We start from the raw sequence: 15,839 nt of genomic DNA, 5'->3' as shown, positions 1-15,839 counted from the left end.
TGGCGGCAAAGATTGCGCTTCTCGGGGAGGCCGAAACGGCCATCGAGGGCGCGCCAGTAGGCCTTAGGAGAGAGTCATGACGACGTCGGTGATCGTTGCTGGAGCACGGACACCCATCGGCAAGCTGATGGGTTCGCTGAAGGATTTTTCCGCCAGCGATCTGGGGGCCATTGCGATCGCCGGCGCGCTGGAAAAGGCCAACGTGCCGGCCTCTGCGGTCGACTACGTGATCCTGGGCCAGGTGCTGACGGCCGGGGCCGGTCAGATGCCGGCACGCCAGGCGGCCGTCGCGGCCGGCATCGGCTGGGATGTTCCGGCGCTCACCATCAACAAGATGTGCCTGTCCGGGATCGACTCCATCGCGTTGGCTGACCAGCTCATTCGGGCCGGGGAGTTCGAGGTGGTGGTGGCTGGCGGCCAGGAGTCCATGACCAAGGCGCCGCACCTGCTGATGGACAGCCGCTCGGGCTACAAGTACGGCGACGTGACGGTGCTGGACCACATGGCCTACGACGGCCTGCACGACGTGTTCACCGACCAGCCGATGGGCGCGCTCACCGAACAGCGCAACGACGTCGACAAGTTCACCCGGCAAGAGCAGGACGAGTTCGCTGCGCGGTCCCACCAGAAGGCGGCCGCGGCCTGGAAGGACGGCGTCTTCACCGACGAAGTGGTGCCGGTCAACATCCCGCAGCGCAAGGGCGATCCGCTGCAGTTCACCCAGGACGAGGGGATCCGGGCCAACACCACCGCCGAGTCGCTGGCCGGCCTCAAGCCGGCATTTCGCCGGGATGGCACCATCACCGCCGGTTCGGCCTCTCAGATCTCCGATGGCGCGGCCGCGGTGGTGGTGATGAGCAAGGCCAAGGCCCAGGAGCTGGGGCTGAGCTGGCTGGCCGAGATCGGTGCGCACGGCGTGGTCGCGGGGCCCGATTCGACCCTGCAATCGCAGCCGGCCAACGCGATCAAGAAGGCCCTCGGCCGCGAGGGTATCTCGGTGGACCAGCTCGATGTCATCGAGATCAACGAGGCGTTTTCCGCGGTGGCGCTGGCGTCGACCCGCGAACTGGGCGTGAACCCCGACCTCGTCAACGTCAACGGCGGCGCGATCGCCGTCGGGCATCCCATTGGGATGTCGGGGGCGCGGATCACGCTGCACGCCGCCCTGGAATTGAAGCGGCGCGGCTCCGGATACGCGGTCGCGGCGCTGTGCGGCGCCGGCGGGCAGGGCGACGCCCTGATTCTGCGCGCAGGATAGCCAGCGGTTGCGGGCTTTCGCCGAGGTTGCTGGCGCGCCGCACCGACGACAGATGTGATCTTCGTCATATCGGGGCATCACGCCGCCTTTTGGAGCGATTTTTCGCCCCTGTGCAGCCGCCTGAGCGCCGCCGGCACCGGGTGGATGGGCGACCCGCGCGCATGACAAACTTGACGGCGTGACGCGTCCGCGACCCCCTATCGGCCCCGCCCTGGCGGGCGCGGTCGATCTCTCCGGTCTCAAGCAGCGGGCCCAGCCCGCCCCTGCCGGAGGATCCGCACCGTCGGCCGCCGAGGGTGACCCGGGAATCATCACGGTCACCGAGGCCAATTTCGAGGCCGAGGTTCTGCTGCGGTCCGAGGAAGTGCCCGTCGTTGTGCTGCTGTGGTCACCGCGCAGTGACGCGTGCGTCCAGTTGCTCGATACGTTCGCCGGCCTGGCCGCCCAGGACAATGGCAAGTGGGCGTTCACGACGGTCAACGTCGATGTCGCGCCCAGGGTCGCACAGATATTCGGTGTCGACGCCGTCCCGACCGTAGTGGCGTTGGCCGCCGGTCAACCGATATCGAGTTTTCAGGGAATGCAGCCGACCGAGCAGTTGCGCGGCTGGTTGGACCAAATCCTCTCGGCGACCGCCGGAAAGCTCAAGGGCGCAACCGGCTCCGCGGGACCTGAGGCAGTCGACCCCAAGCTGGCCGCCGCCCGCCAACAGCTGGAGGACGGCGATTTCGAGGCGGCCAAAGCGTCGTACCAGTCGATCCTGGACGCCAACCCGGCCCACGCCGAGGCCAAGGGCGCGATTCGCCAAATCGAATTCCTCTCGCGCGCAACCACGCAACGCCCGGACGCCGTCGACGTCGCCGACGCCGCGCCCGGCGACATCGAAGCCGCCCTCGCGGCGGCCGACGTGCAGATCCTCAATCAGGACGTCAGTGCGGCCTTCGATCGCCTGATTGCCTTGGTGCGCAGCACATCCGGCGACGACCGGACTCTGGTGCGCACTCGCCTGGTCGAACTGTTCGAACTCTTCGACCCGGCCGATCCCGAGGTGGTCGCCGGACGGCGCAACCTCGCCAACGCGCTGTACTGAAGCGGCTCTACTCGGGTTCCAGCCACAGGGCCGACGTCGGCGGTAGCACCAGCATCGCCGAGGCCGGCCGGCCGTGCCACGGCTCTTCGGTGGCATCGACGCCGCCCATATTGCCGATTCCCGAACCGTTGTACGCCGTCGCATCGGTGTTGAGCACCTCGCGCCAGCGACCGGCCGACGGCAGTCCGAGTCGGTATCCGCCGTGTTCGGCACCCGCGAAGTTGAACACGCACGCCATCACCGAGCCGTCCTTGCCGTAGCGCAGGAAGCTCAACACGTTGTTGCCCGAATCGTTGGCGTCGATCCAGGAATAGCCGTCGGGCACGGTGTCCTGGCTCCACAGCGCGGGGTGGCTGCGGTAGATGTCGTTGATGTCGCGGACCAGGCGCAGCACCCCGTTGGAGAACCCCTGCTCGTCGAGCTGCCACCAATCCAGACCGCGCTCTTCGGACCACTCGGCGCGCTGCCCGAATTCCTGTCCCATGAACAGCAATTGCTTGCCCGGGTGCGCCCACTGGTAAGCGAGCAGGCTGCGCAGCCCCGCCGCCTTGACGTGATTGTTGCCCGGCATCCGGCCCCACAGCGTTCCCTTGCCGTGGACCACCTCGTCGTGGCTGATCGGCAGGACGTAGTTCTCGCTGAACGCGTACAGCATCGAGAACGTCATCTCATGGTGGTGGAAGCTGCGGTAAATCGGATCACGGCTGATGTAGTCGAGCGTGTCGTGCATCCAGCCCATGTTCCACTTCATCGAAAAGCCCAGGCCGCCAAGGCTTGTCGGCCGCGTTACCCCGGGCCACGAGGTCGACTCCTCGGCGATGGTGACGATGCCCGGGGCGGTCTTGTGCACCGTGGCGTTCATCTCCTGCAGGAACTGCACGGCCTCCAGGTTCTCCCGGCCGCCGTAGATGTTGGGGGTCCAGCCGCCCTCGGGGCGCGAGTAATCCAGGTAGAGCATCGAAGCCACGGCGTCCACCCGTAGGCCGTCGATGTGGAACTCTTCGAGCCAGAACAGCGCGTTGGCCACCAGAAAGTTGCGGACCTCCCGACGACCGAAGTCGAATACGTAGGTGCCCCAATCGAGTTGCTCGCCCCGCATCGGGTCGGAGTGCTCGTAGAGCGGCGTGCCGTCGAATCGGCCCAGCGCCCATGCATCCTTCGGGAAGTGCGCCGGCACCCAGTCCACCAGCACGCCGATGCCGGCCTGGTGCAAGGCGTCGACCAGGGCCCGGAACTCGTCCGGTGTGCCGAATCGGGACGTCGGCGCGTAGTACGAGGTCACCTGGTAGCCCCACGATCCGGCGAAGGGGTGCTCGGCGACCGGTAGCAGCTCGACGTGGGTGAATCCGTGTTCCACCACGTAATCGGTGAGTTCGCGGGCCAATTGGCGGTAGTTGAGTCCGGGGCGCCATGAGCCCAGGTGAACCTCGTAGGTGCTCATCGGCTCGAACACCGGGTTGCGCTGGGCGCGCTCGGTCATCCAGTCGGCGTCTTCCCAGGTGTACTCGCTGTGCGTGACCCGGGAGGCGGTGTGTGGCGGCACCTCGGTGGCGAACGCCATGGGATCGGCCCGCTCGGTCACGACGTCGTCGGCGCCGTGTACGCGGAACTTGTAGAGCCCGTGGACGGGGAAGCCGGGCCAGAACAACTCCCAGACGCCCGATGAGCCCAGGACCCGCATCGGAGCTTCACTTCCGGTCCAGCCGTTGAATTCGCCGATCAGGTTGATGCCCTTGGCGTTGGGCGCCCACACCGCAAAGGACACGCCGTGCACGACGCCGTCGGCCGTGGTGAACGAGCGAGGATGTGCGCCAAGGACTTCCCAGAGCCGCTCGTGGCGCCCTTCCCCGAACAGGTGGAGGTCGACCTCGCCCAGCGTCGGCAAGAAGCGGTATGCGTCGGCGATGACGTACGGTTCGGCGCCTTCGTAGGTGATCTGCAGGCGATAATCGATCAGGTTCACGAAGGGCAACACCGCGGCGAAAAGGCCGGATTCGATGTGCTGCATCGGAAACCGGTCGTCGCCGACCAGCGCGACCACTTCGGCCGCGTGCGGCCGGTAGGCCCGAATGACGGTGTGATCCCCGTATTCGTGGGCGCCCAGAATGCTGTGCGGGTTGTGGTGCGTGCCAGCGATCAGGCGCGACAGCTCGGCCGGATCGGGAGCCAGGTGTGTCCGAGCGAGTTGGTCGGTTTGGCTCATGTCCCTTTCACCTCCGGTCCGTTTCATTGCCTGTGTAGCAGTGTCATTCGTGAGTCGTACGGTATGAGTGGCATGTTGATGATGTGCGCGACCGCCTGCCCGGGGTCGAGGCGAACGTAATTGGCCTGCCCCCATTGGAATTCCTGGCCGGTGATCTCGTCGCGCACCCAGAAACGCTCATAGGTCTCCATACCCAATGCGGCCATATCCAAAAACAGCGTCGCTTCCTCGGCGCCGAACGCGTTGAGCGTGACCACCACCAACACGCAGTCGCCGGTCGCCGGGTCGACCTTGGAGTAGGCGATCAGCGCATCGTTGTCCACGCTGTGGAAATGGATCGTACGCAGCTGCTCCAGTGCGGGGTGCAGGCGGCGAATTGCGTTGAGCTGCGCGATGAATGGCTCGAGCGAGCGTCCTTCGGCGAGCGCGCCCGCGAAGTCACGGGGCCGCAACTCGTACTTCTCGGAGTCCAGGTATTCCTCGCTGCCCTCCCGCACCGCACGGTGCTCGAACAGTTCGTAGCCTGAATACACGCCCCACGCCGGCCCCATCGTCGCCGCCAGCACCGCGCGGATGGCAAACATTCCGGGACCGTTGTGCTGCAGGATGGCGTGCAAGATGTCGGGGGTGTTCACGAACAGATTTGGCCGGCGGAAGTCGGCGAGCTTGGCGATGTCGTTGCCGAACTCCGTCAGCTCCCACTTCGCCGTGCGCCAGGTGAAGTAGCTGTACGACTGCGTGAACCCCAGCTTGGCCAGGCCGTACTGCCGTGCGGGCGGTGTGAACGCCTCGGACAAAAACAGGACATCGGGGTCGATGGCTTTCACCTGAGCGATCAGCCAGGCCCAGAAATCCGGCGGTTTGGTGTGCGGGTTGTCGACGCGAAAGAACTTGACGCCGTGGTCCATCCAGTGCCGGACCACACGCAGCACCTCGTCGTAGAGGCCCGCCGGGTCGTTGTCGAAATTGATCGGATAGATGTCCTGGTATTTCTTTGGCGGGTTTTCCGCGTAAGCGATGGTGCCGTCCGGCAATTCGGTGAACCAGTTGCGGTGCTCGCGTGCCCAGGGATGATCCGGTGCGCACTGCAGCGCCAGGTCCAGCGCCACCTCCATGCCCTGCTCGCGGGTAGCGGCGACGAAGGCGTCGAAGTCGTCGATGGTGCCCAGATCCGGGTGGACGGCGTCGTGCCCGCCCTCGTCGCTGCCGATTGCCCAGGGGGAACCCACATCTCCGGGGGCGGCGGTCGGGGAGTTGTTGCGCCCCTTGCGATGTACCTTGCCGATCGGGTGGATCGGCGGCAGGTAGACGACGTCGAATCCCATTGCCGCGATACGTGGAAGCTGGGCGGCCGCCGTGGCGAAGGTGCCGTGCACGGGGTTGCCCTCGGCGTCCCACCCGCCGGTCGAGCGGGGAAACATCTCATACCAGGAGCCGAACCGGGCCAGCGGCCGGTCCACCCAGACGCCGTACTGCTCGCCCCGGGTGACGAGATCGCGGAGCGGATAGTCCGCCAGAATTGCCTCGACCTCCGGCCCCAGCGCCAGCGCGGATCGGGTCACCGGGTCTCCGGACTTGCGCAGCGCGGCCGCGGCCGACAGCAGCGGTTCGCGCAGCGCCCGCGGCACGCCCGTCGCTGCGCGCTCGAACAAACCGGCACCGACCAGCAGGTCGTTCGACAGTTCGGTCTCGCCCTGACCGGCGTCCAGTTTGGCGACCAGCCCGTGCCGCCACGAGTGAATCGGGTCGCCCCACCCGTCGACCCGGAAGGTCCACAACCCGACCTGATCGGGGGTGAACTGACCGTGAAAGACGTAGGGCTCCAGACCCATCGTCATCGGCAGCAGCAGCGGCTTGATCCGTTGCTGGTCGACTTTGCCGTCGCGTTCGGTCACCGGCTTCGCCGGGGCCTGCACCGCCTTGACGCGTCGGGTCTCCGTTACCTGTGGATAGCCGGGCCCGAGGTAGCGCACGACCAAGGTCGCCGCCACGGCCTCATGGCCCTCTCGCCATACCGCGGCGCTGACCGGCACGACCTCGCCGACCACGGCTTTCGCGGGATAAGCGCCACAGGAAACGACCGGTTGGACGTCATCGATTTCGACACGACCGGGCACCACCACTCCGTTCCGATTGTGTGCAGCCAACCCGCGGTGTGCTCCGTGCGGAATGCCGCTCGTCGGGAAACTTCCTGTCGTGGGGAACTTTCTGTGCGGGGAAGCATCGTTGCGACCCCGATAACTACCCGATACCCACCCTAGTCTTCGGTCACACACGGGCGGGGAAAAGCGGTCCTTCCCGCCGTGCGCGGGGCGGGAACCTCAGTAAGGTAGTAACGCGTGAAAGCCCTCCGCCGGTTTACCGTCCGTGCTCACCTTCCGGAGCGTCTGACCGCGCTGGACCAGCTGTCGACCAACCTGCGATGGTCGTGGGACCTACCCACCCAGGAGCTTTTCGCGACCATCGACCGCGACCTGTGGGAGCGGTGCGGCAGCGACCCGGTCGCGTTGCTGGGTGCGGTCAACCCGGCGCGGCTCGACGAGTTGGCGCTCGACGAGACCTTCCTGGGCCGGCTGGACGAGCTGACGGCGGATTTGAACGACTACCTGAGCCGCCCGCTGTGGTACCAGCAACAGCAGCAACAAGGCGCCGAGATGCCGGCCGCCATCGCCTACTTCTCGATGGAGTTCGGCATCGCCGAAGTGCTGCCCAACTACTCCGGTGGCTTGGGAATCCTTGCCGGTGACCACCTGAAGTCCGCCTCCGATCTGGGCGTGCCGCTGGTCGCGGTGGGGCTGTACTACCGCTCCGGATATTTCCGGCAGTCGTTGACCGCCGACGGCTGGCAGAACGAGACCTACCCGTCGCTGGACCCGCAGGGCCTGCCGTTGCGGTTGCTCACCGACGCGACCGGCGAGCCCGCCCTGGTCGAGCTGATGCTGCCGGACTCCGCGCAGCTGCACGCTCGGATCTGGGTCGCCCAGGTGGGCCGGGTTCCGCTGTTGCTGCTGGATTCCGACGTCCCCGAGAACGAACACGAACTGCGCAGCGTGACCGACCGCCTGTACGGGGGCGATCAGGAACACCGGATGAGGCAGGAGATCCTTGCCGGCATCGGCGGGGTGCGCGCGATCCGCGCCTTCACCGGCATTCACGGGCTGCCCGCACCCGAGGTGTTCCACATGAACGAGGGCCACGCGGGTTTTCTCGGCGCCGAACGCATCCGCGAGCTGATGACCGGTGCGGGGCTGGACTTCGACACCGCGCTGACGGTGGTGCGCTCCAGCACGGTGTTCACCACCCACACCCCGGTGCCCGCCGGCATCGACCGCTTTCCCCTCGAGATGGTGCGGCTGTACTTCGACGATCACGCGGGCGACGCAGCGGAATCGGGCAAGGCAGCGGAATCCGGTGCGGCAGCGGAATCGGGTGACAAGGCCCCGACCTCCGACGCCACCGCTGCGCCCGTGTTGCTGCCGGGGGTGCCGACGGCGCGCATCCTCGCGCTCGGCGCCGAGGACGACCCCGACAAATTCAACATGGCGCACATGGGTCTGCGGCTGGCCCAGCGCGCCAACGGTGTGTCGTCGCTGCACGGCCGGGTGAGTCGGTCGATGTTCAACGAACTGTGGCCCGGCTTCGACGCGAGTGAGGTGCCGATCGGCTCGATTACCAACGGAGTTCACGCGCGCACCTGGGCGGCGCCGCAGTGGCTGCAGCTGGGCCGTGAGCTGGTCGGGTCGGATTCGTTCAGCGATCCGGGTGTTTGGCTGCGTCTCAAGCAGGTCGATGCGGGTCACTTGTGGTGGATCCGCTCGCAGCTGAGATCGCTGCTGGTCGACGACGTCCGGCGCCGGCTGCGCCGCTCGTGGCTGGAACGAGGTGCCTCTGACGCCGAATTGGGTTGGATAGGAACGGCATTCGACCCAGAGGTGTTGACCATCGGGTTCGCTCGACGGGTGCCGACGTACAAGCGATTGACGCTGATGCTGCGTGACCCGGAACGGCTGGAACGGCTGCTGCTCGATCAGGAACGGCCCATTCAGCTGATCGTCGCCGGGAAATCGCACCCGGCCGACGACGGAGGGAAAGCGTTGATTCAGCAGGTGGTGCGCTTCGCCGACCGGCCGCAGGTGCGTCACCGCATCGCATTTTTGCCCGATTACGACATGTCCATGGCGCGGCGGCTGTATTGGGGCTGCGATGTCTGGCTGAACAACCCGCTGCGGCCGTTGGAGGCTTGTGGCACGTCGGGAATGAAGAGTGCGCTCAACGGCGGCCTGAACCTGTCCATCCGCGATGGCTGGTGGGACGAATGGTACGACGGCGAAAACGGTTGGGAGATACCGTCTGCCGACGGTCTGGCCGACGAGGACCGGCGCGACGACCTGGAGTCCAGCGGGCTCTACAAGCTGCTGGAAGAAGCTGTGGCGCCGAAGTTCTACGAACGCGATGAACACGGCGTCCCGCCGCGCTGGATCGAAATGGTGCGCCACACGGTGCAGACGCTCGGGCCGAAAGTGCTGGCGTCCCGCATGGTGCGCGACTACGTCGAGCAGTACTACACGCCCGCGGCGCAGTCGCTGCGCAAGACGATCGCGCCCGCCGACGGCACGGCGGGCGGTGCCGAGTTCGGCGCGGCCCGTGAGCTGGCCGCCTACCGCCGGCGCGCCGAGGAGGCCTGGCCGAAGATCGTCATCACTGACGTCGACAGCACCGGCCTGCCGGACAGTCCGGTGCTCGGCTCCAAGCTGACCCTGACAGCCACCGTCCAGCTGGCCGGGCTGGCGCCCGACGAGGTCACGGTGCAGGCGCTGGTGGGCCGGGTCGACGCCAGCGACGCGCTGCTGGAGCCGATCACGGTCGAGATGTCCTACACCGGCACCGCCGAGGGCGGCAACCAGGTCTTCTCGACGACAACGCCGCTGCCGCTGGCGGGATCGGTCGGCTACACCGTGCGCGTACTGCCGCACAATCCGATGCTGGCGGCCAGCAACGAGCTCGGTCTGGTCACGCTGGCCCGCTAGTCAGACCGGAAGCGAGCGAATCCGGCTCTCGTTCAATAAGTTTCGGCCGTCGGAGACCGACCGTCGCCGCGCGGCGAGCCGATCGGTGATATTTCCAAGTCTCAATATCAAAAAATGCCCCGCTTCGCTGTGATTTGGGCAACAATTGCGGCGACGGCGCAACAACCTCATTGAGCGGAGATGCGTCATGGCGAACAAAACTGCTGCTCATTCCGCGACTCGCGGGAAGCATGCCGGCGATCATGCGAGGACCCGGGATGCCCGAGCTATCGCTGGTTTCAACCCGGTCAATAATGCGATGAGCAGACGACGTCTCGCCGGGAGACGACCTGCCACTGCGCTCATTAGACGTCGTCAACCGTCTTCGACAGCGGTCCTACTGGTCGCGGCGTTCGGCGCGTTCCTGGCATTCCTCGACTCGACGATCGTCAACATCGCGTTCCCGGCCATCCAGCGGTACTTCCACAGCGCCGACATCAGCAGCCTGTCGTGGGTGCTCAACGCCTACAACATCGCCTTCGCCGCGTTCCTGGTGGCCGGCGGCAGGCTTGCCGACTTGCTCGGGCGCAAGCGGATGTTCATCTACGGTGTGGTGTTGTTCACCGTCGCGTCCGCATTGTGCGCGGTCGCCGACACCGTTGGCCAGCTCGTCGCATTCCGCGTGCTGCAAGGCATCGGAGCGGCGGTCCTGGTGCCGGCATCCCTCGCGCTCGTAGTCGAGAGTTTCGATGAGGCACGCCGCGCACACGGTGTCGGCCTCTGGGGCGCGGCAGCCGCCATCGCGTCCGGCCTCGGACCGCCGATCGGCGGCGCTCTGGTGGAGGCATCGAGTTGGCGCTGGGTCTTCCTGGTCAACGTGCCGCTCGGCTTTGTGGCTGTGGCGGTAGCCCGGCGAGGACTGGTGGAAAGCCGCGCTTCCGGACGGCGGCGCGTGCCCGACTTGCGGGGCGCCGCGTTGCTCGCCTTCGGGCTCGGTTGTTTGACTCTCGGCTTGGTCAAGGGTCCGGACTGGGGCTGGGTCAGCCCGGCAACCATCGGGTCATTCCTCGCCGCAGTGGTCGCGATGCTTGGATTCGTGATGAGTTCGCGGAGTCATCCAACACCGCTGATAGAGCCCGCGTTGCTGCGCATCCGGTCGTTTACGGCCGGCAACGCTCTGACGCTGATTGCCAGCGCCGGGTTCTACGCCTACCTGCTGACCCACGTGTTGTTCCTCAACTACGTGTGGGGTTACAACTTGTTGCGCGCGGGCCTCGCGGTCGCGCCCGCCGCGTTCGTCGCGGCTGTCGTCGCCGCGGTACTCGGGCGCGTCGCCGACCGGCACGGTTACCGCCTCATCATCATTGCCGGCGCACTGACGTGGACAGGCAGCCTGCTGTGGTACATCGAACGCGTCGGTTCCACACCCGATTTCCTCGGGCAGTGGTTGCCCGGTCAAATTCTCCAGGGCCACGGGGTCGGAGCCACGCTGCCGATGCTCGGCAGCGCCGCCCTGGCCGGGCTGGCCGCGGGCGGCAGCTACGCGACGGCGTCGGCGGTGGTCAGCAGCACGCGCCAACTCGGTGCCGTGATCGGAATCGCGTTGTTGGTGATTGTGGTCGGAACGCCGGCTCACGGCGCCTCCGAACTGACGTTGCGACGCGGTTGGGTACTGGCCGCCGTCTGTTTTGCGGTGGTTGCTATCGGCGGTGTGCTACTCGGACGCACTCGCCACGTCGCCGCGGGGGCCGAGGAGTCTGAGCTCCCACCGCAAGTCGATTCGCCGGGATCGCCGTCGGCGCCGGGGCTCGTGTCCCTACCCGCCGAGGGCCGGTCGCTTTCGGATGGTGAGATCGATCCGCTCGGCGGTCTCCCGCTGTTTGCGGGGCTGGACCCTGTCAGCCTGGCAGAGCTGCGAGACCATGCCGATCAGATCGACTTGGAGGCGGGGTCGTTCCTCTTTCACGCGGGCGAGGCGTCCGATTCGTTGTACGTGGTGCGAAATGGTCGCCTGCAAGTGCTCCAGAATGACGTCGTACTAACGGAATTGGGACGGGGCGAGGTCGTCGGCGAGCTCGGACTGCTGATCGATGCGCCCCGCTCCGCATCGGTTCGAGCAGTGCGGGACTCGACCCTGGTGCGGCTTACCAAGACCCAATTCGACAAGATTGCCCACTCGGGAGTCCTCGAGGCATTGGTCCGGGTGCTGGCGACCCGGCTACACCAGGCCCCGCCGCCGGCGTTCCCGCCTGCCCCGGCGCCTGAAGCGGTCGTCGCGGTCATCGGCCTCGACAACCACGCGCCTGTATCGATGGTGGCCGCCGAGTTGGTCGCCGCGCTATCGGGGCAGTTACAGGTGGCGGATCCCGGCCGGGTGGATCGCGACGGGCTGGAGCGCGCCGAGCGGATCGCGGACAAAGTGGTGTTGCACGCGGCGGCCGATGACTCGGAATGGCGCGACTTCTGCCTGCGTTCGGCGGACCGGGTGGTTCTGGTCGCGGCTGATCCGGCACCCCCGTCCGCATCGATGCCGGCGCGGGCGGCGGGCGCCGACCTAGTCCTCGCAGGAGCGCCCGCCAGCCGTGAACATCGGCGCCGATGGGAGGAGTTGATAGCGCCTCGCTCGGTGCATGCGGTCCGCTCCGAACACGCGCCTGCCGATCTGCGCCCACTCGCCGCACGCGTCGCGGGCCGTTCGGTCGGGCTGGTCCTCAGCGGTGGCGCCGCTCGGGCGTTTGCGCACCTGGGGGTGCTGGACGAGCTGGAGGCGGCGGGGGTCGTGGTCGACCGTTATGCCGGGACCAGTATGGGCGCAATCATCGCGGCACTCGCGGCGACCGGTAAGGATGCAGCGGCCGTAGACGCCAATATCTACGAGTACTTCATTCGCAGCAACCCGACCAACGACTACACCCTGCCCAGCAAGGGACTGATTCGCGGGCGGCGCACCTTGGGCGCCCTCGACAGTGTCTTCGGGGGACAGCTAGTCGAGGAATTGCCGAAGGAATTCCGCTGTGTCAGCGTCGACCTGCTGGCACGCCGGGCCGTCGTGCATCGACGAGGTCCGCTCGCCGATGTCGTCGGTTGTTCCCTGCGGGTGCCGGGTTTGTACGCACCGATCGTTTATGACGGGGTGCTACACGTCGATGGCGGTGTGCTCGACAACCTGCCGGTAACGACGCTGGCGCGCCACGAGGGCCCACTGCTCGCGGTGAGCATAGGCACCGGTCAGCAGGCAACCCCCGCAAGCGACACGAAGCTGGCGCGCTCGCCGCGGGTGCCGAACGTCGTCGACACGCTCATGCGCACCATGACGATCGGCAGCGCGATGGCAACGTCTACCGTTCTCGAGCAGGCGGATCTGGCGATCCACCCCGACACCAGCAGCATCGGCTTCCTCGAATGGCACCAGATCGACCGTGCCCGCGAGGCCGGCCGAATCGCGACCCGTGAAGCCCTGCCGCAGATCATGCGGGTAGTGCAGGGCGAATCTGCGCATGCCTGAGGTCGCGGTGGTTACCGACAGCACCTGCTCGTTGCCGCGGGCGCTCGTCGAGAGCGTGGGCATCACGGTGGTGTCGCTGTACTACGACGTGGGTGGCGGGTGGCTTCGTGAGTTGGATTTCGACGGAGATTTCGGACGGTTCTACGCGGAACTGGACGCGTCAAAGAGCGTTGCGAAGACGTCGCCGCCTACCGTCGAGGATTTCGTCACCGTCTATGACCGACTGTTGGAGCAGCACAGCGCCGTCGTCGCTGTCCTGATCTCGTCGGGCCTTTCCGAGACCTGCTCGATGACTCGGCAGGCCGTCGCAGAGCTGGAATCCGAGGGCCGCGGTGGCGAGCGGGTTGTGGTGCTCGACTCGGCCGGTGCGGCCGGCCAGTTGGGTCTTCAGGCGCTCGCAGGCGCGCGGGCGGCCGCCGCTGGAGAAGACGCCACGGGGGTGATTGCGGCGACGCGTCGGGCACGTCAGGAAGTCCGGCAGTGGGTCGTTCTCGACACGCTTGAGTATCTGAGGCGCGGTGGTCGGATCGGTGGCGCCGCCGCATGGCTTGGATCGGCGCTCGATCTCAAGCCGATCCTGATGGTCGAATCACAGTTCAGGGCCGTCGAACGCGTGCGCACGCGCAAGCGCGCCGTCGAGCGGTTGGTCGAATTGATGCGACAGCGGCGCGGGGTGGGCGCCGATCGGTGGTTCGTCCAGCACGCGGATGCACGCGAGGACGCGAAGCGGTTGGCCGAGCGCCTCGCTGCAATTTTCGAGGCCGAGCCGGAGTTCATCTCGGAGCTCAGCCCGGTGCTGGCAACACACACCGGTCCGGGGACGTTGGTAGCCGGAAATCTCCCCGGAACGGCATTGGAGGGTGCATATGGCTGAAGTCGCAATCGTTACCGACAGCACCTGCGCGTTGCCGCGGGCGCTCGTCGAGAGCCTGGGCATCACGGTGGTGTCCCTGTATTACGACATCACTGGTGCCGCGTCGCCCACCGGCGGTCATGAGCTGCCTGGCAGGGGGGAGCGGGAGTCGGACTTCGACGGTGATTGGGCACGGTTCTTCGCCGAACTGGACGCATCGAAGACAGTCGCGACGACGGGGCCGCCCAAGGTCGAGGATTTCGTTGCAGCCTATGAACGGCTGCTGCAGGAACACAGCGCCGTGGTCGCCATCATGCTTGGGTCAAACCTGTCCCCGACGTGCGAGTTCGCACGTGAGGCGGCGGCACGGGTGGACGGCGAGCGGATAAAGGTCTTCGATTCGGCCGGCGTGGCCGGCCACCTGGGTTGTCAAGCGCTGGCGGCGGCGCGTGCCGCGGCGGCAGGAGCCGACCTACAGGGCGTGGCCGAGCAGGCACGCCGGGCGCGCCAGGAGGTCAGGCAATGGGTCCTTGTCGACACGCTTGAGTATCTGAGGCGCGGCGGACGGGTCGGCACCGCCGCCGCATGGATCGGATCGGCGCTCGACCTCAAGCCGATCTTGATGATCGAATCAGAGATGAAGGCCGTCGAACGCGTGCGCACGTTCAGGCGCGGGGTCGAGCGGTTGGTCGAGCTGATGCGACAGCGGCGCGCCGTCGGCGCCGATCGATGGTTCGTCCAGCACGCCGATGCGCACGAGGACGCGCAGCGGCTGGCCGAGCGTCTCGCTGGGCTGTTCGGCACCGAGCCGGAGTTCATCTCTCCGGTCGGACCGGTACTCGCAACTCATACCGGTCCGGGGATGCTGACGGTCGGCGGTCTTCCCAGTGCCGCGCTGGGTTAGCGAGGATCGCGGCCCCTGGTCACGGTGCAGCCCAGGTGTTCGACGAAAGTCAGCAGACTTCCCCCCACGCGAAGTCTGCGGCAGTACGCTTACTGCGGTTTACGGGTCGTGGCTGGACATGATTCAAGGTGTTCGGGACCGGCTGGAGTGCGCGCATGGCTGATGTCGCGGTGGTTACCGACAGCACTGGCTACCTGCCGCCTGCGCTCGTCGACAAGCTCGATATCACGGTGGTGTCGCAGTATTACGACGTTGGTGCAGGACCACTGCGTGAGTCGGAGTTCGACGGTGATTTCGCCCGGTTCTATGCGGAACTGGACGCGTCGAAGAACACCGCGAAAACGTCGGCCCCCGCAGTCGAGGATTTCGTCGCGGTCTTTGACCAGCTGCTGCAGCAGCACAGCGCCGTTGTCTCGGTGCTGATCTCCTCTGGCGTTTCCGAGACCTGCTCGATGGCTCGGCAGGCAGCCGCGAAGCTAGAGGGCGACGGCGGCGAGCAGGTGGTCGTGATCGACTCGGCCGGCTTCGGCGGCCACCTCGGGCTCCAGGCGCTGGTGGCAGCGCGTGCCGCCGCCGGGGGAGCCGACTCAGGAGGCGTCAGCGAGCGCGTGCGCCAGGCCCGCAAGGAAGTCAAGGGCTGGGGTCTGGTGGATACGCTCGAGTACCTCCGCCGAAGCAACAGGGTGGGAGCCGTGGCCGCTTGGGTCGGATCGGCGCTCGATCTCAAACCGATCCTGACGATCGAATCGGAGCTCAAGGCCCTCGAGCGCGTGCGCACCCACCGGCGAGGGGTCGAGCGGCTTATCGAACTGATGGTCCAGCGGCGCGCCGCGGGTGCCGACCGGTGGTTCGTCCAGCACGCCTTTGCGCACGAGGAGGCAAAGCGGCTGGCCGAGCGTCTCACCGAACTGTTTGGCACCGAGCCGGAGTTCATCTCCGAGATCGGACCCGTTGTTGCAACGCATGTCGGTCCGGGGACGCTGTTGGTCGGTGGACTTCCAGGCACGGCGCTGAGGTAAC

9 protein-coding genes are annotated in these 15,839 nt (G+C 66.8%); 7 read left to right on the top strand and 2 right to left on the bottom strand.

The window, feature by feature from the left end; all coding sequences use genetic code 11:
- Window positions 1–76: 76 nt before the first annotated feature.
- Together G6N50_RS12635 and G6N50_RS12630 are read left to right on the top strand one after the other, a co-directional pair.
- The gene (locus G6N50_RS12635; protein ID WP_083094301.1) at window positions 77–1,258 is read left to right on the top strand and encodes an acetyl-CoA C-acetyltransferase; all 1,182 of its coding nucleotides are present in this window, start codon (window positions 77–79) and stop codon (window positions 1,256–1,258) included.
- Window positions 1,259–1,436: 178 nt separating this feature from the next.
- Entirely contained in the window at window positions 1,437–2,348 is a 912-nt protein-coding gene (locus G6N50_RS12630; RefSeq protein ID WP_083094300.1) for a thioredoxin family protein, read from the top strand.
- Window positions 2,349–2,355: 7 nt separating this feature from the next.
- Here the strand turns inward: G6N50_RS12630 and glgB are convergent, their stop codons facing one another.
- Both glgB and G6N50_RS12620 read right to left on the bottom strand, forming a co-directional pair.
- The gene (gene glgB, locus G6N50_RS12625; protein ID WP_083094299.1) at window positions 2,356–4,551 is read right to left on the bottom strand and encodes a 1,4-alpha-glucan branching protein GlgB; all 2,196 of its coding nucleotides are present in this window, start codon (window positions 4,549–4,551) and stop codon (window positions 2,356–2,358) included.
- A 23-nt stretch (window positions 4,552–4,574) separates the two neighbouring features.
- Window positions 4,575–6,668 carry an alpha-1,4-glucan--maltose-1-phosphate maltosyltransferase gene (locus G6N50_RS12620; RefSeq protein ID WP_211282996.1) on the bottom strand — a complete coding sequence of 698 codons (2,094 nt, stop codon included), beginning with the start codon at window positions 6,666–6,668 and terminating at the stop codon, window positions 4,575–4,577.
- A 222-nt stretch (window positions 6,669–6,890) separates the two neighbouring features.
- On the opposite strand from G6N50_RS12620, the gene glgP reads away from it, so the two are divergent.
- The 5 genes from glgP (at window position 6,891) to G6N50_RS12595 (ending at window position 15,838) form a co-directional block, all read left to right on the top strand.
- Window positions 6,891–9,578, top strand: coding sequence for an alpha-glucan family phosphorylase (glgP, locus tag G6N50_RS12615; RefSeq protein ID WP_083094297.1), 2,688 nt, complete (start codon window positions 6,891–6,893; stop codon window positions 9,576–9,578).
- 298 nt (window positions 9,579–9,876) lie between these two features.
- The gene (locus G6N50_RS12610) at window positions 9,877–13,062 is read left to right on the top strand and encodes an MFS transporter (RefSeq protein ID WP_083094296.1); all 3,186 of its coding nucleotides are present in this window, start codon (window positions 9,877–9,879) and stop codon (window positions 13,060–13,062) included.
- Window positions 13,055–13,936, top strand: coding sequence for a DegV family protein (locus tag G6N50_RS12605; protein WP_083094295.1), 882 nt, complete (start codon window positions 13,055–13,057; stop codon window positions 13,934–13,936). Before G6N50_RS12610 ends, G6N50_RS12605 begins: the two co-directional genes overlap by 8 nt.
- A complete protein-coding gene (locus G6N50_RS12600; RefSeq protein WP_083094294.1) occupies window positions 13,929–14,819 on the top strand; it encodes a DegV family protein in 891 nt (296 codons plus the stop codon). Before G6N50_RS12605 ends, G6N50_RS12600 begins: the two co-directional genes overlap by 8 nt.
- 155 nt (window positions 14,820–14,974) lie before the next feature.
- On the top strand, window positions 14,975–15,838 hold the full coding sequence (locus G6N50_RS12595; protein WP_083094293.1) for a DegV family protein: 864 nt from the start codon (window positions 14,975–14,977) through the stop codon (window positions 15,836–15,838).
- Window position 15,839: the final 1 nt, after the last annotated feature.

Origin of the sequence: Mycobacterium mantenii (assembly GCF_010731775.1) — a bacterium.
Lineage (GTDB): Bacteria > Actinomycetota > Actinomycetes > Mycobacteriales > Mycobacteriaceae > Mycobacterium > Mycobacterium mantenii.
Note: the sequence above shows the minus strand (reverse complement) of the source record. Positions and strands in the feature narration are given on the sequence as shown.

Coding starts and splice junctions, on each gene's coding strand:
- G6N50_RS12635 (WP_083094301.1), top strand. CDS start 77: ATGACGACGTCGGTGATCGTTGCTGGAGCACGGACACCCATCGGCAAG.
- glgB (WP_083094299.1), bottom strand. CDS start 4,551: ATGAGCCAAACCGACCAACTCGCTCGGACACACCTGGCTCCCGATCCG.
- G6N50_RS12610 (WP_083094296.1), top strand. CDS start 9,877: ATGAGCAGACGACGTCTCGCCGGGAGACGACCTGCCACTGCGCTCATT.
- G6N50_RS12605 (WP_083094295.1), top strand. CDS start 13,055: ATGCCTGAGGTCGCGGTGGTTACCGACAGCACCTGCTCGTTGCCGCGG.
- G6N50_RS12600 (WP_083094294.1), top strand. CDS start 13,929: ATGGCTGAAGTCGCAATCGTTACCGACAGCACCTGCGCGTTGCCGCGG.
- G6N50_RS12595 (WP_083094293.1), top strand. CDS start 14,975: ATGGCTGATGTCGCGGTGGTTACCGACAGCACTGGCTACCTGCCGCCT.